Origin of the sequence: Pedobacter nutrimenti, from assembly GCF_032678445.1 — a bacterium.
In the GTDB taxonomy this organism is placed as follows: domain Bacteria; phylum Bacteroidota; class Bacteroidia; order Sphingobacteriales; family Sphingobacteriaceae; genus Pedobacter; species Pedobacter nutrimenti_A.
Window position 1 is genome coordinate 521,949 of sequence record NZ_JAVTSQ010000001.1, and the last position, 25,712, is coordinate 547,660.

The following is a 25,712-nucleotide window of genomic DNA, read 5'->3' on the forward strand; positions in this document are numbered from 1 at the left end:
TTTTGAAGGATTAAATCAGTTTAATGGCTCTGATTAAAATCAAACGAGTATTTTTGAAGAACAATGGCATATAAGTTTGTAGATAATTATCGGGAAAGAGGCGCTAGAAAGAAATTGGTGGAGCACCTGGCATCCAGGGGGATAGCTGATGCAAAAGTATTGAAAGCTATTGGCAAGGTTCCGCGGCATTTTTTCTTTGACGAAACGTTCTGGAATCAGGCCTATAAGGATATTGCTTTTCCTATAGGGGATGGGCAGACCATTTCCCAGCCCTATACTGTAGCTTATCAGACCGAGTTGCTGCACATCAAAAAGGGAGATAGGGTACTCGAAATCGGTACAGGTTCAGGTTACCAGACTTGTATTTTGATGGAGCTGGGGGCCGATGTATTTACTATAGAAAGGCAGGAGAGTATTTATAAGCATACCATCAGGGTATTGCCGGGGATGGGCTATCATGCGAATTTCTTTTTTGGAGATGGTTCGATGGGGATCGCGCAGCATGCGCCTTATCATAAGATCATTGTAACCGCTGGTGCGCCTTTTGTTCCCGAAGTACTGTTAAAGCAGCTCAAGGTTGGCGGAATACTGGTTATTCCGGTTGGAGATGAGCACTCGCAGAAAATGGTTACAGTGATAAGAGTAAGCGAAACGGACTATGAAAAAATAGAACTGGATACTTTTCGTTTCGTTCCGCTGGTGGGTGACCAGGCCTGGTAATTTAGAATTTCATGGCCCGGTCCAGTTCTCTTTTGGATTCTCTTTCTTTGATGCTATCGCGTTTGTCAAATTCTTTTTTACCCTGAGCGAGTGCGATTTCCATTTTTGCAAAGCCGCGTTCATTGGTGAAAATTCGCAGGGGTACAATTGTGTATCCTTTTTCTTCACTTTTTGCTTTAAGCTTTTTGAGCTCTTTTTTCTGTAAAAGCAGCACCCTGTCGCGTTTGATGTCGTGGTGGTAAAATGAACTGTGGCTGTATTCTGAGATGTGGAGGTTTCTTACGTATAAGGTATTGCCAATAAACATGCAGAATGCATCAGACATATTCGTTTTTCCTTGTCTTATGGCTTTAATTTCGGTACCCAGCAATGCAATCCCGGCGTTGAATTTCTCAACGATATGGTAATCAAAATAGGCTCTTTTATTCTTTATTTGGACGTCGTTCTTCATATGAATCTGCTAATATCCGAAAGAAATGCGGATTAAACATAGATTATGTAAATTTTTACCGTACAATTAATACTGGAATATTGACTTTGTGTCTAACGGACTCTACGGTGGTACCCAGGATGAGATCTTTAAGCCCCTTGTGTCCGTGAGCACCCATGACCAGCAATTGGATATGGTGTTCTTTACTCAGCTCTGCAATGGCTCTGGCTGGATTCCCGAATCCAATATGGGGACTGGCCTGGTAACCTAATTTTTCGAGGTTTTCACAATACTTTTTGAGGTTTTCTTCGTCACTTTGGGTTTCATGGTCTAAGGCAGACTGCCCATAATAACGTGCCGCTGCGGTTTCAACCACATGGATCAGGTAATATTGGGCATTTTTTCCGCCTTGTATGAGTGCATGGCGAATGGTGTTTCTGTCGTTCTTAGAGAAATCGACGGTAATTCCAATTTTGGTATAGTCAATATCGCCAACGGCTTCTATATTAAGTGCATCTCCGTGTGGTACATTGCTTTTTCTTAATTTCCTGGAGGTAAAGATGGGATGAAGAAAAACGTACAACAGGAGTAAACCAATCAGAAGGGCGACCGGGACAATAAGATAAGAAACATACCAGGCACCGGATTTTTCATTCCAGGAACTGATCTCTTCAATAACGAGTTTCACATTGAGCGCCACAATTAGAAGCGCACTGGTCCAGGCCAGGATTTTAACCCAGGTACCAATTGCAAATTCTTTCATTTCTTTTTTATCAGAGGTGAAATGGATTAGTGGAATTACAGCAAAGCCCAGTTGGAGGCTCAAAACGACCTGGCTTAAAATGAGGAGGCCGCTGAGGGCGTCATCACCGAAATACAGGATGGTAAAAAATGCGGGTATAATAGCGAGAAGGCGGGTAACTAGTCGTCTCAGCCAGGGTTGTATGCGAAGGTTAAGGTGGCCTTCCATAATGATCTGGCCGGCTAAGGTACCCGTAACCGTAGAACTTTGCCCGGCGGCAATCAGGGCGATGGCAAAAAGGGCAGGAGCAACGCCTCCAAAGATATGTTCCAGTAGTTTATAAGCGTCTTGTATTTCTGCCACTTCGTGCAGACCATTTTTATAAAAGGCGGCTGCAGCAAGAATCAGAATGGCTGCATTGACAAAAAAAGCCAGGTTTAAGGCTACGGCTGTATCAATCAGGTTAAATTTAATGGCCTCTTTTATGCCCTTGAAATCTCTTTTGATCTTCCTGGTTTGTACCAGGGAAGAGTGGAGGTAGAGGTTATGTGGCATAACCGTTGCCCCAATAATACCAATGGCAATATAGAGTGCTTCGCCAGAAAGCATGCTGGGTTTAAAGCCGGCAGCAATTTCTTTAAACGAGGGTTCAACAATGAACATTTCTACCAGAAAGGAAAGGCCAACGATAAATACCATGGAAACAATAAAAGCCTCCATCTTTCGCATGCCTTTATTCATCAGAAATAGCAATAGCACTGTGTCAAATATGGTTACACTGATGCCCCAGATCAGGGGAAGTTTAAACAACAGTTGCAGCCCGATTGCCATTCCAATGATCTCCGCAAGGTCGCAGGCCACAATAGCGGTTTGGGCCAGTATAAACAGGGGGATATTAGCCCATTTTGGATAAGTATTCCTGGAGGCCTGAGCTAGATCCAGTCCTCTAACGATGCCAAGTCTTGCACTGAGGGACTGCAGCAACAGCGCAATCAGATTGGACATGAGCAGGATCCAGATGAGCTGATAACCAAACTTGCTTCCTCCTGCCAGGTCAGTTGCCCAGTTCCCGGGATCCATATAACCTACACTGACCAGGTATGCCGGGCCTATAAAGGATAAAATTCTTTTCCATCCGGTGCGCTTACCGGTGTCTATACTTCCATGTACTTCACTTAAGGATTCGGGCTTATTCATATTGGTTTTAGGGCTAAGAGCTTAGGTTGTTCTCATTAAAATATGGCTGGCGACTTCCCGGCTGATGTTTTTTCTGATGTCTTCTATCAGTAAGTCTACCGAACCGTCAAATTCTATAACTTCGATCATTTCTACAGTTGTGCCCAGTGTGAGTTTGATTTTGTCGAGGTATTTAAGGAAGGAAGAAGAATGTTCACTTACACCAACAACGATTCCTTTTTCGGCAGGTTTTAGTTTGCTGAGTTTAATCAGGGCGGGGCTATCGAAGTTTCCGTTTTTATCTGGTATGGGGTCGCCGTGAGGGTCGCTTTTAGGATAACCCAGGTACTCGTCCAGTCTTTCGATGAGAAGCGGGGAATTAACATGCTCCAGTTCTTCTGCGATTTCATGTACCTCATCCCATTTGAAATGGAGTGTTTTAACCAGGAATAATTCCCATAAGCGGTGCTTGCGGACAATATTTACCGCAGTTGCTTTTCCCTTTTCGGTTAGGGTGACTCCCTGGTATTTTATATAGTTGATGAGCTGTTTTTCTGCCAGTTTCTTCATCATGTCGGTTACTGAAGCTGGCCTGGTTTGAATTTTATCGGCAATCGCATTGGTCTGCACTGTTCCGGTGGTCAGGTTGGACAAGTGATAGATGACCTTTAAATAATTTTCTTCAGTGTAAGATTCCATTTATAAATACCTAATAATAAAGTTAGATAAATCTAAATAAAATTTTAAAAAATTAATTGTAATATTTCAATGATTCTATAGAATTAAATTTGGTGTATTACCCTGTTTTGTTGTATATTTGGCTTAAATAAACAAAGTAATGGCAGCAGAAATTGACAAAATAGATTTTAAAATTTTAAAACTTTTACAGGAGAACGGAAGAATTACGAATTTGCTTTTATCTCAGGAGATTGGCTTATCTCCGGCACCTACACTGGAGCGGGTAAGGAAACTGGAAATGTCTGGCTTTATTAAAAGTTATCATGCATTGGTGGATGAAGAGAAGTTAGGTTTGGGTATTAAAACATTTATCCAGGTTCAACTGGATTTTCATAAAAATAACACCATTCAGATTTTTTTAGATGAAGTGAATCAAATCAAAGAAATTACTGAATGTCACCATGTTACAGGACAGGCAGACTTCCTTTTAAAAGTATATGTAAATGACATTAAGGCTTATGAGCGCCTGATTATGGACAAGATCAGCAAGATCTCTGTGGTAAAAACCTTTCAGACCATGATGATCATGTCCACAACGAAAAAGGAACCCATCGTTCCTTTGGAATATTAACCTGTTATTTGCCAGTCTATCGGCATTTCTCCTTGCTCAATGAGTTTTGTATTGGTTCTGGAGAAATGTCTGCAACCAAAAAATCCATTGTAAGCTGAAAATGGAGAGGGATGGGCGGCTTTAAATAAGGTATGCCTGGATTCATCAATCAGTATTGATTTATTCTGGGCATATTTTCCCCAAAGTAAAAAAATGACACCTTCTTTTTTTTCTGATAATTCACTGATCACTTTGTCCGTAAATATTTCCCATCCTTTACCCTGGTGAGAACCGGCTTCATGTGCTCTTACGGTAAGTGTTGCGTTGAGAAGAAGTACACCCCTGTCTGCCCATTCAGTTAGATTTCCATGATTGGGTGGAACGAAACCTTCAATATCTGTTTGCAGTTCCTTATAGATGTTTTTAAGAGAGGGAGGGATGGTCATTCCTTTTTGCACAGAAAAGGATAAGCCATGTGCCTGTCCTTGCCCGTGATAAGGGTCCTGGCCAAGGATCACCACCTTAACCTTGTCAAATGGGGTATGGTTAAAGGCATTAAAAATATCCGGTCCCTTTGGAAATACGGTAGATCCTTTTTGTTTTTCTTCCTGTAAGAACAGTTTTAAAGACTTCATGTAATCCTTCTCAAATTCCTGGCTCAATACACTTAGCCATCCTGGTTCTAAAGCTGCAGACATTATTTATTTTGTTAAAATGTTCAATATATCTTTTTCAAAGGTTTCATTGGGTTGTTCCACAATTCTTCCCATCTCCTTTTCATTCTGGAAGATAATAAAGGTGGGCACACGGTCGATCTCTAAATGGTCTATGAGCCCCCGGGCTGCTTTTTTTTCTCTGTTGACACCAATCAAATGGAGGTGTTCTTCTTTGAAACCAGCAGCATCCAGTACTTTAAGAAAATGGGGTACATATAATTTACTATCACCACACCAGGTGCCTAACACAATGGTAATCTTGCTTGTTGAAAGCGGGTGTTTTAAGGTTTGGATCAAGTCGTCGTTGAGTACATAATTTGAATACTCCAGATCATAACTTTCTTTAAACTCAGGCAAGGAGAGCAATTGTGCTTTACTGCACGGATTGATTAATCCTTCCTGATTGTTGTATTCTTCTTCCATCTTCCGGATGTTAAAATCTTGTTTATCATCACGATTTGTTTAATTTCTATGACAATAGGGCAAGAGCAGAGTAGTTCTGCAGTGTTTTCTGTTATTATTTTTTGCTGAAATTAGAATATTAAATCTAATTTCTAGTATTTAAACACGATATTTGCAGAAAAATTTAGAAAAATAATATGCCAAACATAGTTCGACTTATTGCAGCTTTTGCCATACTTGGAGCCGCCATTGCGCTCATGATCTTTGGATTCTGGGGCTGGGGTATTTTAGCCATTTTTATTAGCCTTTTAGTAGGGGTAACTTACTTTTTTAACGAAAACATGCTGCTCGCACAATGGTTTCTCCGCAAGGACAATATGCCTAAAGCAGAAACTTTTTTAAGAAGGATCACCAATTATGAAAAACAACTGATTCGTGTACAGCATGGTTACTATAATCTTTTGATTGGATTAATCGAATCGAGAAAGGCGCCGATGCAATCGGAGAAGTATTTCAAGAAAGCGCTTTCTCTGGGGATGCATATGGATCATAATGTTGCATTGGCTAAATTAAGCCTGGCAGGGATCGCCATGGGAAAAAGGAATAAAAGAGAAGCGCAGATGTATTTGACAGAAGCGAAAAAAGCAGATAAAAATAAATTACTGGCAGATCAGATTAAGCAAATGAAAGATCAGCTGGGAATGCTGGACAAGCAACAACAGATCAGATACAGATAAATAAAAAGAGCCACAGAAATGTGGCTCTTTTTATTTATCACTTAATCTGTCAAAATTTTCTTCATCCAGCGAGTTCGTAGTCCGGCTGATGATGTCTTCTTCATAGCATTCTTTAGATCGGCTGAAGAACAGCTGCTCTGACTGGATTCGCTTAATCAGCTGACGAATCAGCGACAAGTCAAATGCTTCTTTCTTGAGCTTAATGCAATATTCATTTTCTGTAATTTCCAGACTTGAGTTGTTCATAATGTCAACAAATTTATTTCGTCTAAAATTAAAAAAGGCTTGCTATAGTTTAGTATAGCAAGCCTTTAAGTTTTTGTTATCTCTTTGTTAAGAGAACCAGGCGTTTACCTCGTCTTTTGTGGGCATCACCAAATCCAGTTTTAACTTCTTGCGCATACCGCCAAGATCATTAAATACTTTATTTGGATTGGCTGCTTTCAATTCCTCTATGGTATTGATTCCCATTTTTCTGATCACCTGAACCCATTCTGCAGCAACTCCTGCTTCTACGAAGTCCTCATCGGTAGTTACTTTTGCTTTTTTCTCTGGTCTCATTTGTGGGAAAAACAGTACTTCCTGGATGGTAGACTGGTTGGTCATTAACATCACTAATCTGTCTATTCCAATACCCAAACCAGATGTTGGTGGCATACCGTATTCCAATGCACGTACAAAATCGTCATCCATAGCCATCGCCTCATCATCACCTCTTGCAGCCAGTTTTAGCTGGTCTTCAAAACGCTCGCGCTGGTCTATCGGGTCATTTAATTCTGAATAAGCGTTTCCAATTTCTTTACCCATTACAAAAAGTTCAAACCGCTCTACCAGACCGTCCTTGCTTCTGTGTTTTTTGGCAAGTGGCGTCATTTCGATAGGGTAGTCGGTGATGTAAGTTGGCTGAATCAGATTGGCCTCTACTTTTTCACTGAAAATTTCATCTACAAGTTTACCTCTGCCCATAGTAGCATCGATTTCAATGTTCAGGCTCTTGCAGGTATCTTTAAGTTGTTCTTCAGTCATTTGAGATACATCGATACCGGTGTATTTCTGAATAGATTCATACATGCTCAGTTTTTCGTATGGACCTTCAAAATTAATCTCCTGATCACCTACTTTAACCACTGGTGCACCGTGGATAGCGACTGCGATTTTTTCCAGGCATTCCTCTACCATAGACATCATCCAGATATAATCTTTATAGGCTACATAGATTTCCATGGAAGTGAATTCTGGATTATGGGTACGGTCCATCCCTTCATTTCTGAACATCTTTCCGAATTCATATACGCCATCAAAACCAGCGACGATCAGACGTTTCAGATAGAGTTCATTTGCAATACGCAAATACAAAGGCATATCCAGGGTATTGTGGTGCGTCGCAAAAGGACGTGCAGCAGCACCACCATGAATGGGTTGCAGTATTGGTGTTTCTACTTCCATCCAGCCTTGCTCATCAAAGTAATTCCTCATGGTATTGATCACCTTGGAGCGGTTGATGAAGATCTTCTTGAAGTCGGGATTAACGGTTAAGTCAACATAACGTTGTCTGTAACGCAATTCAGGATTTGTAAATCCATCATATACATTTCCATCATCGTCACGTTTTACGATAGGCAACGGGCGTAGAGATTTAGATAATACGGTGAACTGGGTAACATGTATGGATATTTCCCCGGTTTGTGTAGTGAAAACGTAACCTTTAACACCAATGAAATCACCAATATCCAATAATTTCTTGAAAACAGTATTGTAAAGGGTTTTGTCTTCACCAGGGCAAAGTTCATCTCTTTTCAGATAGACCTGAATACGTCCGGTGGAGTCTTGCAGTTCTGCAAAAGATGCAGCACCCATGATATTACGACCCATGATACGGCCTGCAATGCTCACGGTCTTGTATGCGGTTTTATCCTTTTCGTAGTTGGCTAAAATATCTGCTGCATTGGCATTGATTTCAAATGCTTCGGCAGGGTAGGGATTGATTCCTAATTCGCGTAATTGCGATAACGAATTGCGACGCAACAATTCTTGTTCTGATAGTCCTGTACTCATATATGTCTTATATCCGGCACATTGCCGTATAGCTTGTTGGTATATTAATTCAATAAGATGCAAAAGTAAGAATTATGTTGCCAATTCCATTCGGAATAGAAACATAAAATAAAGGCTGGGAATTGTTATTCAGAATCCACGGCTTCGGTATACATTTCATTAATAATGTCTGCATACTTTTTCTCAATCACCTTTCTTTTGGGTTTCATGGTTGGTGTAATTTCACCATCTTCCATACTGAAGGGATTTCTTTTAACTTTGAAATTCTTGATGCGCTCAAATTTAGCAAGTTCAGTAGCGTATTTGCGAATGTCTTGATTTATCCAGTCTATGATCTCTTTTTCTTCGATAAAGACTTCGGGTTTTAAAAAGAAGGAATCAGGTAATTTGAATGCCTCCTGAAGATTCTCCCGGTTAGGGATTACAATAGCGGTAAGGTATTCCCGCTTATCGCCGATTAAGAAGAGCTGTTCAATTTTTAAGCTTTTTAAATAGATGTTTTCAACGGGCGTAGGATAAACATTTTTACCATAAGCATTCACAATCATGTTTTTAATCCGGTCTGTAATCTGAAGGTTCCCTTTGTAGAAACGACCAACGTCACCGGTATGGAACCAATCGTCTTTGTCAATGGCTTCGGCAGTTTCAGCAGGTTTATTGAAGTAACCCTGCATTACACAATGACCCCTGACAATAATTTCTCCTTCTTCGCATTCAAAATCCTCCTTAAAAGATTCATGGGTTTGAATAGTGATCATTTCCTTGGTTTCTACATTCTGTATGCCGACTTCAATACCCGGGATAACCCTTCCTACAGTACCGTAAATTTGCCTGTCGTATTCCGTAACTGCCATCACTGGTGAAGTTTCGGTCAGTCCAAAGCCTTCCAGGATTTTGATGCCCAGGTTTCCAAAGAATTCGCCAACATTTTTAGGTAGAGCAGCACCTCCGGAAATCATAAACTTTAAACGACCACCTGTTTTTTCTTTGATCTTGCTGAATACCAGTTTTTCGGCAATGGCCTTTTCTGCAGAAAGAATAAGACCTGGATTTTTACCAGCTTCTTTTTTTCTGCGGTAGTTTTGTCCGGTTTCCAGTGCCCACATAAAGATCTTTGCTTTGAGGCCACCTTCTGCTGTACCGCTTTTGATGGCTTTGTCATGTATCCTTTCTAATAACCTGGGTACGCAGCTCATCACCGTAGGTCTGATCTCAGCCATGTTTTTGGCCAGCAGCTCAAGGCTCTGGGCATAGGCAATTTTACAGCCTTGTGCACAGCAGACATGATAGGTGGCTGTTCTTTCAAATACGTGAGACAGGGGCAGGAAAGACAGGAAAGTTTCTGTTTCGTCAATTACAGGGATTTGCTGGAGACAAACTTTGACGTTTTCTACAAAATTGCCATGCGACAACATAACGCCTTTTGGCGTTCCCGTAGTTCCTGATGTATAAATTAATGAGGAAAGATCAGAAGGTCTTAAAGAAAGGCGTATGGTGGTAATCTGTATTTTTTGTTCAGGGCTGATGGTTTCCTGGGTCTGCAGGATTTGGTCAAAGCTAACGACTTCTGCTTTTAATCCTTCAGGTATATTGATCTTAGTATACTCAGGAAAGGAAGGAATGATGTATTTAAGCTGCCTGCAGTTCTCTGAAATTTTCAGTATTTTCTTAAATAGAAAGGGATTGCCTATCAATATGGCTTTAATGCCTGAGTCGTTAACAATATATTCTACTTCCTGTTCTGAGAGGGTAGGGTATATAGAAACGTTCACTGCTCCGATTTGCTGGATACCCTGGTCGTAATAAACGTATTCTGGTCCATTTTCGATCATCAGCCCCATCCGGTCACCTTTTTTTATGCCTTTCGAAAGGAAGAAAGCCGATACTGCATCTGCACAATCCAGAGTCTGTTGGTAAGATATTTCTTCCCATTCTGTATTCTTTTTGTGGATCAGAAAAGTTTCCGTGGGTTTGTGGATATTCTCTACTACGTTTCTTAATAAACTTGGGATAGTAGAAAACTCATTGAATGATACCATATGATGTGCTGTTTAGCTTGATTCGGCAATGATAAACTTTTACATTTAAAAATGCAAAAAGGGCACCTAAGTGCCCTTTGCAAATATAAGTAATGTATCTTAAACCGAGAAACTCTCTCCACAGCCGCAAGAACGGCTTGCATTAGGATTATTGAAGTTAAATCCTTTTCCGTTCAGTCCGTCGGTAAAATCAAGCTCAGTACCAGCAAGGTAAAGGAATGATTTCATGTCAAGCGCGATCCTGATTCCTCTGTCTTCAAAGAATTGATCTCCGGTTTTCTCTTCGTTATCAAAATCTAAATTATATGATAAACCAGAGCAGCCGCCTCCTTTTACAGAAACACGCAGGAAATAATCAGATCCAAGATGAGAATCCTGCATCAAGTGATCTATTTTGCTTTTTGCTTTATCAGTGATTGTGATCATTGTATTAAAACTTAGTGATGGGATTTGGCCAGTTCAATTGGCTCCATGCCATTTTTTACTCTGTAATCATTGATTGCAGATTTGATGGCATCTTCAGCTAAAACTGAGCAGTGGATTTTTACAGGAGGTAAAGCCAGTTCTTCAACAATATCCATATTGTCAATAGTTAAAGCCTCATCTACTGTTTTTCCTTTCAGCCATTCTGTAGCCAAAGAAGAAGATGCGATTGCAGAACCGCAACCAAATGTTTTGAATTTAGCGTCAGTAATTACATTGTTTTCGTCAACTTCGATCTGCAGACGCATAACGTCTCCACATTCAGGTGCGCCAACAAGGCCTGTACCAACTGATTTGCTATCTTTATTTAAAGTACCAACATTGCGCGGGTTGGTATAATGTTCCATTACTTTTTCTGAATACGCCATTTTGTTTTCCTCCAGGCCTTAGGCCTATTAATATGTTATAAATTTTGTAGGGTTACACCAATTAGTGTTCTGCCCATTCAATTTTACTTAAATCAATTCCTTCTTTAAACATTTCCCAAAGCGGAGAAAGGTCTCTTAAGTGATTCACTGCTTTTTTAGTGTTTTCGATTGCATAATCAATCTCCTCTTCAGTGGTGAAACGGCCCAGTCCAAAACGGATGGATGAATGTGCCAGGTCATCAGAAAGTCCAAGGTTCTTTAATACATAAGAAGGTTCTAAAGAAGCAGAAGTACAAGCTGATCCTGAAGATACAGCCAGATCTTTCATGGCCATCATTAATCCTTCTCCTTCTACATATTTAAAAGAGATATTGGCTACATGCGGTAAACGATGTTGAGTATTTCCGTTTACATAACTTTCTTCCAGTTGTGTCAAGGCGCTTTCCAGTTTATCTCTTAATGCAGATAAACGTTTAGCTTCTTCGTCCATTTCCAGACGGCACAACTCGCAGGCTTTACCTAAGCCAACAATACCAGGTACATTCAGTGTTCCTGAACGCATTCCACGCTCATGACCACCGCCGTCCATTTGTGCAGTTACTTTAACCCTTGGATTTTTACGGCGTACATATAATACACCAACACCTTTAGGTCCGTACATTTTATGAGCTGAAAAAGCCATCAGGTCAATTCCGTCTGTGTTTACATCAACAGGAATTTTACCTACAGCTTGTGTAGCATCACTCATAAACAATGCACCATATTTATGGGCGATTGCGGAGATTTCTTTGATAGGCTGTACCACTCCGATTTCATTGTTTCCATACATGATGGTCACTAAAATGGTTTGCTCTGTCATGGCAGCTTCAAGTTCCTGCAGGTCAATCAGACCATCAGATTTTACCTGAAGATAAGTTACTTTTGCGCCTAATTTCTCCAGGTGTTTACAAGTGTCCAGAACAGCTTTATGTTCTGTAGTTGCAGTAATGATATGGTTACCCTTATCTTTATACATTTCAAATACACCTTTGATACCAAGGTTATCAGCTTCTGTAGCACCTGATGTGAAAATGATTTCTTTTTCAGTACAACCAATTAGTTTTCCAACTTGTTCACGTGCATAATCTACCGCTTCTTCGGCAACCCAGCCAAAAGCATGGTTACGACTTGCTGCATTACCGAATTTATTGGTAAAATAAGGCAGCATAGCCTCCAAAACCCTCGGATCCAGAGGTGTTGTTGCATTGTTATCTAGATAAATAGGAAGTTCCATTATATATTTAATTATTCTTAATTACATACAAAGATACAAAAAAAGATTGCCAACAATTATAAATAATAGCTATGAAGCTATAGTTAAAACCTGCATTTTTACATTTGTTTAACGTTTTGGAGATAAGAAACTTTGATGTAGGGTGCCTTTCTAAACCTGAATGAAGAGATTTTTGCAAGATAAGGGTTGGCAACATGGAACAACATTAAGGTATAAGTAATATATTGATGAGGGCTTCATCAGCATAAAAACGGAATGATATACGATGAAACCATCATAAGCATACCGCTTACAAACAGCAATGAATATGCTCATGATAGCTTCATCTCCATTAAAAAACAAATTATATACTGATGAAAAAAATAGAGCATATTGGAATTGCGGTAAATGATCTTCAGCAAGCAAGTAACTTATACGAGGTTTTATTAGGTACGAGTTGCTATAAAACAGAGGAGGTTGCTTCAGAAGGTGTACGTACAGCCTTTTTTAAAACGGGTGAAAATAAAATTGAGTTGCTGGAAGCTACATTACCAGATAGTCCTATCGCGAAGTTTATTGCGAAAAAAGGAGAGGGGATACATCATATTGCATTTGATGTGGAAGATATCGTGCTGGAGATGGCACGTTTGAAGGAAGCAGGTTTTACGTTGCTGAATGAAGTGCCAAAGAAAGGTGCCGATCATAAGCTGGTGTGTTTTGTTCATCCAAAAGGAACGAATGGTGTTTTGGTAGAGCTTTGTCAGGAGATTAGATAGGCTATGGAGGAATTAAAATCGCTGTGCAAAATTGTGGGTACTGATTTTGAAATTGGGACGCCTTTGTCTGAAGAATCTTTAAGATCAGGTCTGGTTAGCGCCTTTTCTTACCTGATAGATCATGACCTTTCTAAAATGATGACTATATTATATCGGGCAGATGTAAATGAGGAGAAGTTAAAAATACTGCTCGCAGAAAGCGTTGAAATGCCTGCCGCAGAGGTTATTGCCGGGGCTTATTTGAGCAGGCAGAAGGAGAAAATAGAAACCTGGAAAAAGTATAGCAGATAATTTTTATACAATTCTTGCTATTGAGAAATATAATTGAGATATTTGCATCCTTAAAAATAAGCGACACATAAGTTATAATATAATAATATGAAAAAAGATCTGCATCCATCAAACTATAGATTCGTAGTATTTAAAGATATGTCTAACGAATACTCTTTTTTAACTAAATCTTGTGTAGATACTAAAGAGACTGTTAAATGGGAAGACGGAAACGAATATCCTCTATACAAATTGGAGATTTCACACACTTCTCACCCTTTTTATACTGGTAAAATGAAACTGGTAGATACTGCCGGCCGTATCGATAAATTCAAAACCCGTTACGCTAAAAAGTAATTCTGCCTTTTTTAGAAATTATTTTAAAGTCCCGATGCTGTTGCTTCGGGACTTTTTTTATTTTTGCTGCTTATGACAATCAATTTATTTGATGACGCCGCCTGGCAATCCTTGCGTCCGTTAACATTCACCAGGCCAGTGGCCGATCTGAGAATTGGTATTTTGACCATTGCAGAAAAATGGGCCGGACAGCTAAGCGCAGCATCAGGTTTCTCTACCCAAGCTTATCTTTCCGTTAAATTTCCCGAACATCCGGAGGCCGTTTTATTTATAAATGGTTCTGTTTGTCCCGATGAAGCTCTTCTGGAGGCTGTGACGGGTCTTGGGGAAGGAGAGGCCCTTAAAAAGGATGGACTCCTGCTAGCCTATAAGGCAGCAGAAATAAAAAAGCATAATGTCCAGCTGGCAGGAAGCTTATCTGCTAAAACTTATGCCGGAAATTTTATACGTATACAGTATCCTGAAGATATTTTCAGATTTAACGATGCGGAACTGAAAAAAGATTTTAATTTCCTGACCAAAGGCAGAACTTCGGGACAGCTTAGTGCTACAAATACACTTCTGGGGAATCAAATCTTTGTTGAAGAAGGTGCTACAGCAGAGTGTTCTACCTTTAATAGTCTTAATGGTCCAATATATTTGGGCCGTAACAGCCAGGTGTGGGAAGGAAGTCATATCCGTGGTTCTTTTGCTTTGGGAGCGGATTCTCAGGTGAAAATGGGAACCAAAATTTATGGCCAAACCACCATTGGGCCGTTTTGCAGGGTCGGGGGAGAGATCAATAACGCTGTTATTTGGGGATATTCTTCTAAGGGGCATGAAGGCTATCTTGGCAATTCAGTTTTGGGCCAATGGTGTAATATTGGCGCAGATACCAATAACTCTAATCTAAAGAATAATTACGCTGAAGTACGGCTATGGGATTATTCAAAAGAGAGTTTTCGTAAAACCGGATTGCAATTTTGCGGATTGATCATGGCGGATCATGCCAAGTGTGGTATCAACACCATGTTCAATACCGGTACGGTTGCAGGGGTAAGTGCCAATATCTTTGGTGCTGGTTTTCCGAGGAATTTTATTCCCGACTTCGCTTGGGGTGGTGCACAGGGCTTTGATGTATATGCCATTCATAAAATGTTTGAGACGGCTGAAAAAGTATACGAAAGAAGAGAAATAGATTTTGATCAAACGGAAAAGGATATTTTAACAGAGATATTTGAATTAACAAAAAGTTACAGACATTTTTAATAAAGCATTAATTAATGCTAGCTTAGGCATAATAACTATATATAAACACAATCAAGATGAGAAAAAAAATTGTAGCAGGAAACTGGAAGATGAACTTAGACTATGCTGAAGGCGTATCTTTATTTTCTGAAATTGTAAATATGGTAAGAGATGAGCAAAAAGGAGAACAGCTGGCTGTGATCTGCGCACCTTTTATACATTTAAACAGTTTATCTAAACTTGGCGGTACTACCGTTAAGATTGGCGCTCAGAACTGCCACCAGAATGAAAGCGGTGCATTTACAGGGGAGATTTCAGCGAAAATGATTAAATCCGTAGGATGTGAATATGTAATTATCGGGCATTCAGAACGCAGACAGTATTTTGCTGAATCTGACGAATTGCTTGCGGCAAAAACATCAGCAGCATTGAAGAATAACCTGATTCCAATCTTCTGTATTGGTGAAACACTAGATGAGCGGAATAACGGAAGTTATTTTGACGTCATCAAAACGCAGTTAACCGGGGGTGTATTTGGTTTGAGTGCAGAAGAATTTTCTAAAGTTGTACTTGCTTATGAACCGGTTTGGGCTATTGGCACCGGACTAACTGCTACCTCTGAGCAAGCACAGGAAGTACATGCTTATATCCGTAAGGAAATTGCTGCAAAATATGGAGAAGAGCTTGCTGAAAAGACAACTATATTATATGGCGGTAGCTGTAATCCTAAAAATGCCGCTGAATTATTTGCGCAGAAAGATATTGACGGTGGGCTTATTGGCGGTGCGTCTTTAAAATCACGTGATTTTGTAGACATCGTTAAAACATTCAATTCTTAATGCAGTATATTCAGGTTACCTTCACTTTCTCTGGCATAGAGGAATATCAGAAAGATTTGTTGATCAGTGAACTTGCAGAAGCCGGATTCAATACTTTTGAAGATACCGAAAGTGGTTTTGCTGCATTTATTGACTTTGACGACTATAATCAAAATAAGCTCTCCGAAGTGCTTTTGCAATTTGAAGACGAGTTTATTTACAATTATACCGTTACGGAAATAGCAGCGCAGAACTGGAATGAGGAATGGGAGAAAAATTTTGAACCTCTGATCATCAGTGACGAATGCTATATCAGAGCGACGTTCCATGAACCACAACCACAGTACGGTTACGAAATTGTTATAGACCCGAAAATGGCCTTTGGGACTGGACATCACCAAACCACTACGATGATGATGCAATATATTTTGTCTTCAGATCTGGAAGGAAAAAAAGTATTGGATATGGGTTGCGGTACGGGAATACTGGCTATTTTAGCGTCAAAAAAAGGAGCGAATACACTTTTGGCTATTGATAACGATGAAGTTTGCTATCAGAGTACTTTAGAAAATGCTTCTTTAAACCACGTCACTAATCTGGAGGCGGCCTGTGGAGGTAAGGAAATTATTCCTGAAAGTATATTTGATGTTATTTTAGCTAATATTAACCGTAATATTTTGCTTGATCAGATAAATACTTATGCCGGTGTCCTTATATCGGGAGGAAGTATTTTCTTTAGCGGGTTCTATGAGACACCTGATCTGGAGATGATTGAGCAAGAGTGTAAAAAATTTAATATCAGCTATAAGGATCATAAGAAAATGGGTGACTGGGTGGCTGCCCATTTTATAAAGGGTTAATTTATTTATAAAGAATTGTAAAGGATTATGCGTATTCATTTTATTGCAATAGGGGGCAGCGCAATGCACAACTTGGCCATTGCACTGCATAAGAAAGGTTTCCAGGTGACAGGCTCTGATGACGTGATCTTTGAACCATCAAGCAGCCGGTTGGCCAGATATGGAATTTTGCCTGAACACATGGGCTGGGATGAAGCGAATATAACAGCAGATCTGGATGCTGTCATTTTGGGTATGCATGCATTTGCGGATAATCCTGAGTTATTGAAGGCCAGGTCCCTTGGGCTTAAAATATATTCTTATCCGGAATATATTTATGAGCAAACGAAAAATAAGTTAAGGGTAGTTATCGGAGGAAGCCATGGTAAAACAACCATTACTTCTATGATCCTACATGTGTTGAATTATTATGAGCGGGATTTTGATTACCTGGTAGGTGCACAGCTTGAAGGATTTGATACTATGGTGAAAGTGACCGAAGAAGCTCCCTTGATTGTTATTGAAGGAGACGAATACCTTGCTTCAACCATTGATAGGCGGCCTAAGTTCCATTTATATAAAGCTAACATTGCTGTAATCAGCGGAATAGCGTGGGATCATATCAACGTATTTCCCACCTTTGAGGAATATATTCAACAGTTCGATTTATTCATTAATACCATTGAACCGCATGGGAAATTAATTTTTTGTCAGAATGATAAAATATTAAGCGACCTGGTCAGCAAGTCAGCAACTGATGCCGAGAAGATCGGATATGATATTCCTCCACACAAAGTTATAGATGGAATAACTTATATTTTGCCTGAGAATACGGCTTTAAATGTGTTTGGTGACCATAATTTAATGAATCTGAATGCTGCCCGACTGGTATGTGAGCAGCTTGAAATCTCTTCTGCCGAGTTTTATCAGGCCATTTCTTCTTTTAAAGGGGCTGCGAGACGTTTGGAATTGCTTCATAGGCAAAACAATACCAATGTCTATAAAGATTTTGCCCATTCGCCTTCTAAGTTAAAAGCGACCATTGAGGCGGTAAAGTCTCAATTTGAGGGCAGGAATTTGGTGGCTTGTATAGAGTTGCATACATTCAGCAGCTTAAATAAAGCCTTTTTAGCGCAATACGAGGGGACTATGGATGAGGCTGATCTGGCAATTGTTTACATAGACGAACAAACTTTTCGGCATAAAAAAATGGAACCTTTTACGAGTTTAGATGTTCAAACGGCATTTAAAAATAGTAATTTACAATTCTTTAATGATGCGACGACACTTAAATTGTATTTATCGAATATTAATTTTAAGAATACAAATTTACTTTTGATGAGCTCAGGCAATTTTGGAGGTATAGATTTGGTTAAACTGGCACGTGAGTTGAATACTTAAATTAATGCTCATTTAATACACACCTAATTTAAAAATATGAACGTCATAGGTAAAAACATCAGACAACTTCGTCAGAAAAATGGATGGAGTCAGGGGGAAGTAGCAAAACGATTAAATATTTCTATTCCTGCATTTTCGAAGATAGAGACTGGCATCACAGATATTAATATTTCCAGACTGGCCCAGATAGCTAATCTTTTTGAAGTTTCTACAATGGACATCATCTCTAAAGAAGGCGAAAATCCTCAATCTTTAAATTTTGAGGAAATTAATAGCCTTAAAGAAAAATTGTCACAGAGAGAAGAAGAGATCATTAAACTTCAAAAAAAGGTTATCGATCTGTATGAAGAAATCAGGCAGAAATAGGAAGCTGTTAAAAAATTATACGCAGGGTCAGGTGTCGCTTTCCAAAGGTGGCACCTGTTGCCTGATGTATGGATAGCATTTTGTCGTTAAAGTCTCCCACCCAGGATAGCTCCAGTTCATCGTATTGCTCCATAGGAAGTACATATTCTTTTAATTTAATGAAAAGAGCTGATTCCAGTCCGTGCTTTTGAAAGGCAGATTTTGTACCCATAACTATAGCACGCATTCTGTTGACCCCTTTCCAGCGCCTGTAAACAAATTTCAATTTCTCTACTAAGCCTAGTTTGCCATTGAAGTCTTTGATCATTTGGTTCGCATCTGGAATAATGACAACAAACGAAGCTGGTTCTCCATTGATGTAAGCGAACCAAATCAGTTTTTCATCCATAATCATTTCCATCTTCTTAAAACTCTCCAGAAGGGTCTCTTTTTTGATTGGAACGAAATTCTCAAAGTCCTTCCATGCATCATTATAGATTTCCATCAGGTCGTTTACATATTTTTCTGCTTTTTTCTTTGAAAAATGCTCAAAGGTATAGCCTGGCTTGCCGGCTACCCAGTTCGCAATTTTGGTAAAGCGTTCGGGAAAAGGCTTCCGTACCTCCAGATGATTTGTGATTTGCTCATAAGCCTTAATGAAGCCGTAGTTATTAAACAGATCTTTATAATAGGGTGGGTTATAATTCATTCCGTAAGAGGGAGGGGTAAAGCCTTCTACGAGTAATCCCCAAAAAGAATCGTTCTCTCCGAAATTTATTGGGCCATCCATAGCGCTCATGCCTTGTTCCTGAAGCCACTTTTTAGCGGCGTCAAACAACTTAAATGCAGCGGACTGATCATTGATACATTCAAAAAAACCGAGCCCTCCTGTGGGCTGTTCATATTGATGTGCTTTCTTCTCGTTTACAAAAGCTGCAACACGGCCAATGGTTACTCCATCTTTGTCTTTTAAGATCCACCTGATGCAAGTACCATGTTTAAAGAACGGATTTTTTTCCTTGTCAAATACAGCTTCTACATCATTATCCAGCGGACAAATCCAGTTACTGTCGTTTTTATAAATTGTTCTGGCAACATTTAAAAATTCTTTAACCGTTTTGGAATCTTGAACCGGGAGGACCTGCATGTATGAAATGTTTTAAAATAAAAAGCATCCCTTAAGGATGCTTAGAAATAAGTTATAATAGATTTTGATTAATAATCGTCTTCGTCATCACCAAAGTCATCAAATGCATCAAGATCATCTAATGGCATATCAAAGTCGTCATCATCATCATCAAACGATTTCTTATTTCTTGAATCGTCATTGATCATATCCCTGTCTTCAGACTCATCTAAAGGACCTTTTTTAATGGATTTTTTTGGAGTTGTCATTACAAAAAAAATAAAATGCAAAAAGTGTTGTTTGATAAATTAAAATTACAAAAAAGGAAGTACAACCTGGTTATATTTCTCATCTTTTTCTGTACATCAAAATTACTATAAAAAGATTTTTTCTAAAGAACTTTTTTTAAAAAAAAATATTGGAGATCAATCACTGGATAATGAGGCATGTATTCAAAAAAAAAGTGGTAAAGATTTTGGCTTTACCACTTTTAACACACAAATGAAACCTGAATTGAGATAGTTTTTTAGGTTAGGTTAAAATATCTTTGCCAATTCTATAAGAACGATTTTTACAAACTATGTTTGCATTAATATCTATAACAAGTTTAATGCTATTTCTGCCGTTATTTATATCCAAATTAGTAAGTGGTATGAATAATTGAGTAAACGGTAGCAAACTAGTAAAGCGGTATGGTAATTACTACAGAAGTGCCCGAAATTCCGTTCTGACGGACTAAAATCTGTATGGGATTTGCTTCAATCTTATTTAAAAGATTCACCCTTTCCTGGGTAAGACTCATGCCTTTGCTGACGTGTTCAGTTTTTTTGTTCTTTAACGAATTGTTTATGCCTACGCCATTATCGATGATACTGATGGTCAAACCGAGTTCTTCTTCCTGTTCAATGATAATTTTCAGTTCACCACCATTGTCCATTGGCATGATGCCATGCCAGATGGCATTTTCTATATAGGGCTGTAACAGCATAGAAGGAATAAACGTCTCATCTTTATCAATTAATGGGTCTACCTGTATCCGGTAGCTGAGCTTATCTCCAAATCTTTTCTTTTCCAGGCTCAGGTAAAGTTCCAGGTATTCCAGCTCCTCTTCCAGAGAAATAAAGCTTTTTGTACAGATTTCCAGGTTTTTCCGGATCAGCTTAGCAAAACCTGTTAAGACTTTATTTGCTGAAGAAGTATCTTTCGTATTAATATAATGCTGAATGGAGTTCATCACATTAAATACAAAGTGTGGGTTCATCATAGCCTGTAAAGCCCTTTGTTCCAACATCAGGATTTTATTTCTTAATAAAAGCTCTTGCTGTTCTTTGTTTTTCTGTCTTTTCGTAACAACAACAGCGATCCAGTAGAATGTAAAGCCGGCAATAATAAATAAAATCAACAGAAACCAGTAGGACTGCCAGAAGTGTGCTTTAAGTTCAAAGTCGACAGAGGCAGGAATGCCCCAGCTGCTGTTATTGGTTTTTGCACAGAGTTCAAAACTATATTTTCCTGGTTCTAAAGAAGAGAGTTCAATGCGCCTGTTTTTGGTTTCTGTCCATGCATCATTTGATTTTAAACGGTAGCGATAGGAAATGTCCTGGTTTTGGAAATCTATTGCTCCATAATAAAAAGTGATTTTATTATTAGATGGATCAAGAACAATTGGATCTTTTTTAGTGCTGAGTTTTACCTGACCAACAACAATGGCGGATATCAATGCTTTTGGTGCTTCGGAGAAATCGCGGTGTGGTCTGTTATGGAAAAATACAAGCCCTTTATTGGTTGCAAAATATGCCGTGTCTTTATCAATGTAAAGATCATTCACATCGTTTTTTAACAGGGGATTGGTATATTCAAAAGCTTCAACTAAAGGTGCACTTCCATCCAGACAGATCCGGTTGAGTCCATTATTGGTCACTACCCAGATGTGATTGTTCCGGATAAATATTTTTTTGCAAATATTACTGGAAAGGCCCTGCTTCTGAGTAAAACGATGGATGATTTTCTCTCCCCTGATTAAAATAAGTCCATAGCCGTCGGTTGCAAGCACCAATGTGCCGTCCTGCTGCTGCTGGATGTCATTGATCCTTCTTGTGAGCAATTCATTTTTATAATAAGTGAAGGAACCGGATGCGTTGACTTTCGAAAAACCGTTGATATTAGAAAACCAAAGGTTATCCTGACGGTCGTAATACGTACAATAAGAGCGGTTACTAAAAAACTCATGATTTTCTTTGAGCGCTGAGATACAAAAATCAAGGCCCTTATTTTTAAGGTTCAGAACGGCAACACCAGAAGATAAGGCGAGTGCAAGTTTACCCGTAGGACTAATGCTGAAATCTTTAATTACAAAAAAGGAATGGTTTGCTTCTCTTAGATAACGGATGTTTTTTTGTGGATTTTCGTTGTTGGTGATGCCCAGACCATAATCAGAAGCAAAATAAACCGAGCCGCTTGCCGAATCTATCAGTAGCTTTTTGATGCCGTTAAAAGTCTTTTTGTCCTGAAGATCAATGTGCTGTACCCGCATTGTCCTTTTATTCAGTACATCTATATGGCCATAATCCAGACCAAGCCAGAGGTTGTTTTTCTGATCTTTGGTAACGCTTTTTATACTGTTTCCCGTAACCCCAAAACTCTTGTCAACGGTAAACATCCTGTTTTCTTCTCTTGGTAACATGTAAATACCGTTACTTGTTGTAAACCAGGTATTGCTTTCCGTATCCTTCAGTACCTGTACTGTTGGGATACCTTTTAAATAGGTTGTTATGTTCTGATGATCATCTAAATGGTAAACACCTTCGTTGTTGCTTAACCAGAGGTCGGTATTGTGGATATAGAAATAGCCTAGGTTGTCGTTGATGATGCTTGGGGGGATCTTGAACAACAATTGTTTATCCCCACCGCTTTGTGCATTAAGGCCAGTTTTATCAATATACAGATTGAGGTTGTTTTTTAAATTGGTGATCGTCTTGTAGGAGAGGGGTCTTAGCGGAGGATAGCTGGTTCTTTTAAATACCCCGTTTTCAAAATACCGGATGCAATGTTCACTGTATACCCATATTCTGCCTTTTGCATCTTCATTGATATGAGCGGAGATCAGCTGGTTGGAGAAATCATCAGAGGTATAGGTTGTCAGCGAGCTGCCATCAAATCTGAACAGTATATTTTTGTTGGTTCCAAACCAAATTCTTCCCTGAGTGTCTTCAAAGATAGAAATGACAACAGCATTAAATTTGAGCAGTTTCAGGTTTTTGTCATTGAGGCTGTTGTAGATCTTTCCATCCTGGAAATAACTCATTTCCCCATTGAATGCCACAAACCAGATTCTTCCTTTTTTATCCTCTTTGATCTGGATAATCTGATTATCAGGTAAGCCATCGTCAATAGAGAAGTTTTCAAACCTGTTGCCATCAAAACGACAAACACCTGCATCTGTACCTATCCAGATATATCCTTTGGAGTCCTGAAGGGTATAATAGCAATTATTGCTTGGTAAACCATCTTTTGTTGTATAATGCTGTATATAGGCTGATTGAGCATAAGCCGAGGTGCTGAAAATAATCAGGAACACTGTAAGACATAAAAACAGTGAATGCCGTCTGTTTTTTTTATTTATCACCTCTATGATTTGTATATAATTTGATTTTTTCAGCAAATTCACTCGCTCTTCTACGTGAAACTGCAATTTTTACACCATTTTTAAGTGTTAACTCTACACCATTTTTGGAATTGTACTCTTTTAAAAAGTCAAGGTTGATGATGCTGGACTTATGAACGCGTACAAATTGGTTCTCAGGTAGTATTTCTTCATAATCTTTAAGAACTTTTGAAACGGTGATTTTGTCCTTTCCTGACAAGTAAAATACGGAATAATTGCTGTCTGCTTCAATATTGACGATGTCATTGATGTCTACAATGGTGTAACCGCTCTGCCCATTAGGAAGGCTAAGTTTACGGATTTCGTTTCGTTCACTCAGGTTTTCGGCGAGTTGATTTAAGCGGGCCGTATTATTTTGTTCATTCTGCCGGTTTAGGCTAATATGTTTTACCGCTTTTTTTACTGATTCTTTCAGTTCGTCGATATCAATGGGCTTCAGCAAATAATCAAGAGCGTTTGCTTTAATCGCTTTTAACGCATACTGATCGTAAGCCGTTGTAAATATCACATGAGCATGACGGTGCTGTGCACTTGATATCAGCTCGAAGCCATTTTCACCTGGCATGGCTATATCCAGGAAAATAAGATCTATTTCTTGTTCTGCAAGCAGCGTTCGGGCCTCAGCAACCGATTTTGCAATACCGGAGATGTGAATATTCTCACAGTTTTCCTGTAATAAAAAGTATAGGGAAGAACGGGCAAATTCCTCGTCATCGACAATAATGGTGTTTAGTAAAAGCATATATGGCATCAATTTATTAAAAAATAGTAGAAATGTAAAAACCGTATCATTTTTTCTCTCGTAAATGGGTATAGAAACTTAAAAAACTAATAATGAAACCTGCACACGCAAGTTTCAGGACCATTGAACTCTAAATAAAAGAAACTATGAAAACAGAACCAGGACAAGAGTTGGAAATGCTGCAAAAAGAAAACAGCATTCTTACCGCCAGCCTGCACCGCAGATCCTTTCTGCAATACGCAGGAGCAGGGGCAGCAGGGATTGCATTAATTGCTGCAGGATGTAAAAAAGACCATGGAAATGACATGCCGCCAGTTAATGGGGGGGTAACACTTGATTTTAAGGATGATTTTGGTGTGTTGAACTATGCGTATGCGCTGGAGCAATTGGAAGCCGCATTTTATATACAGGTAGCTTCTAATCCACCATCAGGATTTAGCGCTATTGAAAAACAGTATTTTCAGGACATTCAGTATCATGAGATTGCTCACCGTGAATTTTTTAAAAATGCATTAGGTGCCGCCGCAATTGGAAGTTTAGCGGTAGATTTTTCTACCATCAACTTTACTGACCGGTCAAGTGTGCTGAACGCGGCAAAAGCTTTTGAAGATTTAGGGGTAGCTGCTTACAATGGTGCCGGTGTTCGCATTAAAACAGATGCTTACCTTGTTCTTGCTGGAAAAATTGTATCAGTAGAAGCCAGACATGCAGCCTATATCCGGGATTTGATTTCTCCAGGTAGTTTTTCCGGACCAGATGTGGTTGACGCAACAACGGGTTTAGATCAGGCTTTAACACCTGACAAAGTACTTGCAGCTGCAGGAAAATACATCAAAACAAAAGTTAATGTGATTAACCTATAACCTTAAACACCAGAAAACATGAATATCGTAAATATAATTGAGGAAATTGAAAAAGTTGATGGTGAAATCTATGAGAGATTGAGCCCAAGACGTTCAGCAATGAAAGATTTTTATAATATGGGAAAGAAAGTAGCGATGGCAGCGATGCCAATGGCACTCGGATCCATGTTTACCAAGGCTTATGGACAATCTACGCCTTCTGACGTTACTGCTACACTAAATTTCGCATTAACTTTAGAGTATTTGGAGTATCATTTTTATAACCATGCAGTTGTAAATGCAAGTGCAATTGCTCTTTCCGGAGCCGCGCTCACCGCAATCACTACCATTCGTGACCATGAAAAGGCACACGTGGCTTTGCTTGCAGGTGCATTAGGCAGCGCTGCGATACCCGTAAAAGCCTATACTGATTTTGACTATACAGGGAAAGGTACATTCCCTAATGTTTTTTCAGATTATGGAACTTTTCTTGCAGTTGCCCAGGCTTTTGAAGACACCGGCGTAAGAGCCTACAAAGGACAGGCTACTGTGTTGAAAGGCAATGCTGTATTAACCACAGCTCTGCAAATCCATTCCGTTGAAGCGCGTCACGCTGCTCATATTCGTTATATGCGTGCTGCAAGTGGGGTAAGCATTAAGCCATGGATCAGTCTTGGGCCAGGTGGAAGTTCCAATGATTCAGGTGTGCCAGCTGCAGACCCGGTTTATGCAGGTGAAAACACCACCTCACAAGCCAATATCAACATTGTTGGGATTAATGGAAATACAGGTATAACCGCTGCGGCAGCAGCAGAGTGTTTTGATGAACCTTTAGCAAAAGCAGATGTATTGACTATCGCCGGTTTATTTATTAAATAGGAATTTTTGTTTAAGTTT

28 protein-coding genes are annotated in these 25,712 nt (G+C 39.3%); 13 read left to right on the top strand and 15 right to left on the bottom strand.

The features are described 5' to 3' along the window. The first annotated feature begins 63 nt into the window (after positions 1-63). Positions 64-720, top strand: a complete 657-nt coding sequence (locus R2S08_RS02335; RefSeq protein ID WP_133777334.1) for a protein-L-isoaspartate(D-aspartate) O-methyltransferase — start codon at positions 64-66, stop codon at positions 718-720. A gap of 1 nt (position 721) precedes the next feature. Here the strand turns inward: R2S08_RS02335 and smpB are convergent, their stop codons facing one another. The 3 genes from smpB to R2S08_RS02350 are packed head-to-tail and all read right to left on the bottom strand — an operon-like array spanning position 722 to position 3,767. Beyond that, entirely contained in the window at positions 722-1,171 is a 450-nt protein-coding gene (gene smpB / locus R2S08_RS02340; RefSeq protein WP_199077687.1) for an SsrA-binding protein SmpB, read from the bottom strand. Between the two features lie 55 nt (positions 1,172-1,226). Next, positions 1,227-3,089, bottom strand: coding sequence for an Nramp family divalent metal transporter (locus R2S08_RS02345; protein WP_316833689.1), 1,863 nt, complete (start codon positions 3,087-3,089; stop codon positions 1,227-1,229). 21 nt (positions 3,090-3,110) lie between these two features. Then, on the bottom strand, positions 3,111-3,767 hold the full coding sequence (locus R2S08_RS02350; protein ID WP_316833690.1) for a metal-dependent transcriptional regulator: 657 nt from the start codon (positions 3,765-3,767) through the stop codon (positions 3,111-3,113). A 139-nt stretch (positions 3,768-3,906) separates the two neighbouring features. Between R2S08_RS02350 and R2S08_RS02355 the strand changes: the two genes are divergently transcribed. Further along, positions 3,907-4,377: an Lrp/AsnC family transcriptional regulator gene (locus R2S08_RS02355; protein ID WP_133777326.1), complete on the top strand. Its 471-nt coding sequence runs from the start codon at positions 3,907-3,909 to the stop codon at positions 4,375-4,377. On the opposite strand, the gene ung is transcribed toward R2S08_RS02355, so the two are convergent. Then, positions 4,374-5,054: a uracil-DNA glycosylase gene (gene ung / locus R2S08_RS02360; RefSeq protein WP_316833691.1), complete on the bottom strand. Its 681-nt coding sequence runs from the start codon at positions 5,052-5,054 to the stop codon at positions 4,374-4,376. The two genes, R2S08_RS02355 and ung, sit on opposite strands and share 4 nt — an antisense overlap. Before the next feature lie 3 nt (positions 5,055-5,057). Then, positions 5,058-5,495: a thioredoxin family protein gene (locus R2S08_RS02365; RefSeq protein ID WP_316833692.1), complete on the bottom strand. Its 438-nt coding sequence runs from the start codon at positions 5,493-5,495 to the stop codon at positions 5,058-5,060. 176 nt (positions 5,496-5,671) lie between these two features. Between R2S08_RS02365 and R2S08_RS02370 the strand changes: the two genes are divergently transcribed. Then, the gene (locus tag R2S08_RS02370; protein ID WP_316833693.1) at positions 5,672-6,211 is read left to right on the top strand and encodes a DUF2892 domain-containing protein; all 540 of its coding nucleotides are present in this window, start codon (positions 5,672-5,674) and stop codon (positions 6,209-6,211) included. 30 nt (positions 6,212-6,241) lie between these two features. Here the strand turns inward: R2S08_RS02370 and R2S08_RS02375 are convergent, their stop codons facing one another. The 6 genes from R2S08_RS02375 to R2S08_RS02400 form a co-directional block, all read right to left on the bottom strand. Continuing rightward, positions 6,242-6,457 (bottom strand): hypothetical protein, encoded by a 216-nt coding sequence (locus tag R2S08_RS02375; protein WP_316833694.1) that lies wholly within the window; start codon positions 6,455-6,457, stop codon positions 6,242-6,244. Between the two features lie 87 nt (positions 6,458-6,544). Continuing rightward, positions 6,545-8,266 carry a lysine--tRNA ligase gene (gene lysS / locus R2S08_RS02380; protein WP_316833695.1) on the bottom strand — a complete coding sequence of 574 codons (1,722 nt, stop codon included), beginning with the start codon at positions 8,264-8,266 and terminating at the stop codon, positions 6,545-6,547. A gap of 125 nt (positions 8,267-8,391) precedes the next feature. After that, positions 8,392-10,305 (bottom strand): long-chain fatty acid--CoA ligase, encoded by a 1,914-nt coding sequence (locus tag R2S08_RS02385; protein WP_316833696.1) that lies wholly within the window; start codon positions 10,303-10,305, stop codon positions 8,392-8,394. A gap of 99 nt (positions 10,306-10,404) precedes the next feature. Beyond that, a complete protein-coding gene (locus R2S08_RS02390) occupies positions 10,405-10,731 on the bottom strand; it encodes a HesB/IscA family protein (RefSeq protein WP_108554101.1) in 327 nt (108 codons plus the stop codon). A gap of 11 nt (positions 10,732-10,742) precedes the next feature. Continuing rightward, positions 10,743-11,156, bottom strand: a complete 414-nt coding sequence (gene iscU / locus R2S08_RS02395) for a Fe-S cluster assembly scaffold IscU (protein WP_108554100.1) — start codon at positions 11,154-11,156, stop codon at positions 10,743-10,745. Between the two features lie 61 nt (positions 11,157-11,217). Beyond that, a complete protein-coding gene (locus R2S08_RS02400) occupies positions 11,218-12,429 on the bottom strand; it encodes an IscS subfamily cysteine desulfurase (protein ID WP_316833697.1) in 1,212 nt (403 codons plus the stop codon). Between the two features lie 353 nt (positions 12,430-12,782). Here R2S08_RS02400 and mce point away from each other — a divergent pair, with 353 nt between their 5' ends. The 8 genes from mce (at position 12,783) to R2S08_RS02440 (ending at position 18,462) form a co-directional block, all read left to right on the top strand. After that, entirely contained in the window at positions 12,783-13,184 is a 402-nt protein-coding gene (gene mce / locus R2S08_RS02405) for a methylmalonyl-CoA epimerase (protein WP_316833698.1), read from the top strand. 3 nt (positions 13,185-13,187) lie between these two features. Beyond that, positions 13,188-13,475 carry a hypothetical protein gene (locus R2S08_RS02410; protein ID WP_133777311.1) on the top strand — a complete coding sequence of 96 codons (288 nt, stop codon included), beginning with the start codon at positions 13,188-13,190 and terminating at the stop codon, positions 13,473-13,475. An 87-nt stretch (positions 13,476-13,562) separates the two neighbouring features. Continuing rightward, positions 13,563-13,811: a type B 50S ribosomal protein L31 gene (locus R2S08_RS02415; RefSeq protein ID WP_133777309.1), complete on the top strand. Its 249-nt coding sequence runs from the start codon at positions 13,563-13,565 to the stop codon at positions 13,809-13,811. A 72-nt stretch (positions 13,812-13,883) separates the two neighbouring features. Next, the gene (locus R2S08_RS02420) at positions 13,884-15,059 is read left to right on the top strand and encodes a putative sugar nucleotidyl transferase (protein ID WP_316833699.1); all 1,176 of its coding nucleotides are present in this window, start codon (positions 13,884-13,886) and stop codon (positions 15,057-15,059) included. Between the two features lie 56 nt (positions 15,060-15,115). After that, entirely contained in the window at positions 15,116-15,877 is a 762-nt protein-coding gene (tpiA, locus tag R2S08_RS02425; protein WP_133777305.1) for a triose-phosphate isomerase, read from the top strand. After that, a complete protein-coding gene (gene prmA / locus R2S08_RS02430; RefSeq protein WP_316833700.1) occupies positions 15,877-16,716 on the top strand; it encodes a 50S ribosomal protein L11 methyltransferase in 840 nt (279 codons plus the stop codon). Before tpiA ends, prmA begins: the two co-directional genes overlap by 1 nt. Positions 16,717-16,743: 27 nt before the next feature. After that, positions 16,744-18,096 (top strand): UDP-N-acetylmuramate--L-alanine ligase, encoded by a 1,353-nt coding sequence (locus tag R2S08_RS02435; protein ID WP_316833701.1) that lies wholly within the window; start codon positions 16,744-16,746, stop codon positions 18,094-18,096. Between the two features lie 36 nt (positions 18,097-18,132). Then, positions 18,133-18,462, top strand: coding sequence for a helix-turn-helix domain-containing protein (locus R2S08_RS02440; protein WP_108555461.1), 330 nt, complete (start codon positions 18,133-18,135; stop codon positions 18,460-18,462). 7 nt (positions 18,463-18,469) lie between these two features. Here the strand turns inward: R2S08_RS02440 and R2S08_RS02445 are convergent, their stop codons facing one another. The 4 genes from R2S08_RS02445 to R2S08_RS02460 all read right to left on the bottom strand — a co-directional run bounded on the left by R2S08_RS02445 (position 18,470) and on the right by R2S08_RS02460 (position 23,973). Beyond that, positions 18,470-19,588, bottom strand: a complete 1,119-nt coding sequence (locus tag R2S08_RS02445; protein WP_316833702.1) for a GNAT family N-acetyltransferase — start codon at positions 19,586-19,588, stop codon at positions 18,470-18,472. Positions 19,589-19,656: 68 nt separating this feature from the next. Then, the gene (locus tag R2S08_RS02450; protein ID WP_108550328.1) at positions 19,657-19,836 is read right to left on the bottom strand and encodes a hypothetical protein; all 180 of its coding nucleotides are present in this window, start codon (positions 19,834-19,836) and stop codon (positions 19,657-19,659) included. A 410-nt stretch (positions 19,837-20,246) separates the two neighbouring features. After that, positions 20,247-23,144 (bottom strand): two-component regulator propeller domain-containing protein, encoded by a 2,898-nt coding sequence (locus R2S08_RS02455; protein WP_316833703.1) that lies wholly within the window; start codon positions 23,142-23,144, stop codon positions 20,247-20,249. Positions 23,145-23,181: 37 nt separating this feature from the next. Then, on the bottom strand, positions 23,182-23,973 hold the full coding sequence (locus R2S08_RS02460; protein ID WP_316833704.1) for a LytTR family DNA-binding domain-containing protein: 792 nt from the start codon (positions 23,971-23,973) through the stop codon (positions 23,182-23,184). Between the two features lie 146 nt (positions 23,974-24,119). Between R2S08_RS02460 and R2S08_RS02465 the strand changes: the two genes are divergently transcribed. Next, positions 24,120-24,836, top strand: a complete 717-nt coding sequence (locus tag R2S08_RS02465) for a ferritin-like domain-containing protein (protein WP_316833705.1) — start codon at positions 24,120-24,122, stop codon at positions 24,834-24,836. Positions 24,837-24,854: 18 nt separating this feature from the next. Further along, the gene (locus tag R2S08_RS02470; RefSeq protein ID WP_133777292.1) at positions 24,855-25,694 is read left to right on the top strand and encodes a ferritin-like domain-containing protein; all 840 of its coding nucleotides are present in this window, start codon (positions 24,855-24,857) and stop codon (positions 25,692-25,694) included. Positions 25,695-25,712: the final 18 nt, after the last annotated feature.

What these genes read in the sequence shown, in the direction of transcription:
- R2S08_RS02335 (WP_133777334.1), top strand. Translation starts at nt 64, where the DNA reads ATGGCATATAAGTTTGTAGATAATTATCGGGAAAGAGGCGCTAGAAAG.
- smpB (WP_199077687.1), bottom strand. Translation starts at nt 1,171, where the DNA reads ATGAAGAACGACGTCCAAATAAAGAATAAAAGAGCCTATTTTGATTAC.
- R2S08_RS02345 (WP_316833689.1), bottom strand. Translation starts at nt 3,089, where the DNA reads ATGAATAAGCCCGAATCCTTAAGTGAAGTACATGGAAGTATAGACACC.
- R2S08_RS02350 (WP_316833690.1), bottom strand. Translation starts at nt 3,767, where the DNA reads ATGGAATCTTACACTGAAGAAAATTATTTAAAGGTCATCTATCACTTG.
- R2S08_RS02355 (WP_133777326.1), top strand. Translation starts at nt 3,907, where the DNA reads ATGGCAGCAGAAATTGACAAAATAGATTTTAAAATTTTAAAACTTTTA.
- ung (WP_316833691.1), bottom strand. Translation starts at nt 5,054, where the DNA reads ATGTCTGCAGCTTTAGAACCAGGATGGCTAAGTGTATTGAGCCAGGAA.
- R2S08_RS02365 (WP_316833692.1), bottom strand. Translation starts at nt 5,495, where the DNA reads ATGGAAGAAGAATACAACAATCAGGAAGGATTAATCAATCCGTGCAGT.
- R2S08_RS02370 (WP_316833693.1), top strand. Translation starts at nt 5,672, where the DNA reads ATGCCAAACATAGTTCGACTTATTGCAGCTTTTGCCATACTTGGAGCC.
- R2S08_RS02375 (WP_316833694.1), bottom strand. Translation starts at nt 6,457, where the DNA reads ATGAACAACTCAAGTCTGGAAATTACAGAAAATGAATATTGCATTAAG.
- lysS (WP_316833695.1), bottom strand. Translation starts at nt 8,266, where the DNA reads ATGAGTACAGGACTATCAGAACAAGAATTGTTGCGTCGCAATTCGTTA.
- R2S08_RS02385 (WP_316833696.1), bottom strand. Translation starts at nt 10,305, where the DNA reads ATGGTATCATTCAATGAGTTTTCTACTATCCCAAGTTTATTAAGAAAC.
- R2S08_RS02390 (WP_108554101.1), bottom strand. Translation starts at nt 10,731, where the DNA reads ATGATCACAATCACTGATAAAGCAAAAAGCAAAATAGATCACTTGATG.
- iscU (WP_108554100.1), bottom strand. Translation starts at nt 11,156, where the DNA reads ATGGCGTATTCAGAAAAAGTAATGGAACATTATACCAACCCGCGCAAT.
- R2S08_RS02400 (WP_316833697.1), bottom strand. Translation starts at nt 12,429, where the DNA reads ATGGAACTTCCTATTTATCTAGATAACAATGCAACAACACCTCTGGAT.
- mce (WP_316833698.1), top strand. Translation starts at nt 12,783, where the DNA reads ATGAAAAAAATAGAGCATATTGGAATTGCGGTAAATGATCTTCAGCAA.
- R2S08_RS02410 (WP_133777311.1), top strand. Translation starts at nt 13,188, where the DNA reads ATGGAGGAATTAAAATCGCTGTGCAAAATTGTGGGTACTGATTTTGAA.
- R2S08_RS02415 (WP_133777309.1), top strand. Translation starts at nt 13,563, where the DNA reads ATGAAAAAAGATCTGCATCCATCAAACTATAGATTCGTAGTATTTAAA.
- R2S08_RS02420 (WP_316833699.1), top strand. Translation starts at nt 13,884, where the DNA reads ATGACAATCAATTTATTTGATGACGCCGCCTGGCAATCCTTGCGTCCG.
- tpiA (WP_133777305.1), top strand. Translation starts at nt 15,116, where the DNA reads ATGAGAAAAAAAATTGTAGCAGGAAACTGGAAGATGAACTTAGACTAT.
- prmA (WP_316833700.1), top strand. Translation starts at nt 15,877, where the DNA reads ATGCAGTATATTCAGGTTACCTTCACTTTCTCTGGCATAGAGGAATAT.
- R2S08_RS02435 (WP_316833701.1), top strand. Translation starts at nt 16,744, where the DNA reads ATGCGTATTCATTTTATTGCAATAGGGGGCAGCGCAATGCACAACTTG.
- R2S08_RS02440 (WP_108555461.1), top strand. Translation starts at nt 18,133, where the DNA reads ATGAACGTCATAGGTAAAAACATCAGACAACTTCGTCAGAAAAATGGA.
- R2S08_RS02445 (WP_316833702.1), bottom strand. Translation starts at nt 19,588, where the DNA reads ATGCAGGTCCTCCCGGTTCAAGATTCCAAAACGGTTAAAGAATTTTTA.
- R2S08_RS02450 (WP_108550328.1), bottom strand. Translation starts at nt 19,836, where the DNA reads ATGACAACTCCAAAAAAATCCATTAAAAAAGGTCCTTTAGATGAGTCT.
- R2S08_RS02460 (WP_316833704.1), bottom strand. Translation starts at nt 23,973, where the DNA reads ATGCTTTTACTAAACACCATTATTGTCGATGACGAGGAATTTGCCCGT.
- R2S08_RS02465 (WP_316833705.1), top strand. Translation starts at nt 24,120, where the DNA reads ATGAAAACAGAACCAGGACAAGAGTTGGAAATGCTGCAAAAAGAAAAC.
- R2S08_RS02470 (WP_133777292.1), top strand. Translation starts at nt 24,855, where the DNA reads ATGAATATCGTAAATATAATTGAGGAAATTGAAAAAGTTGATGGTGAA.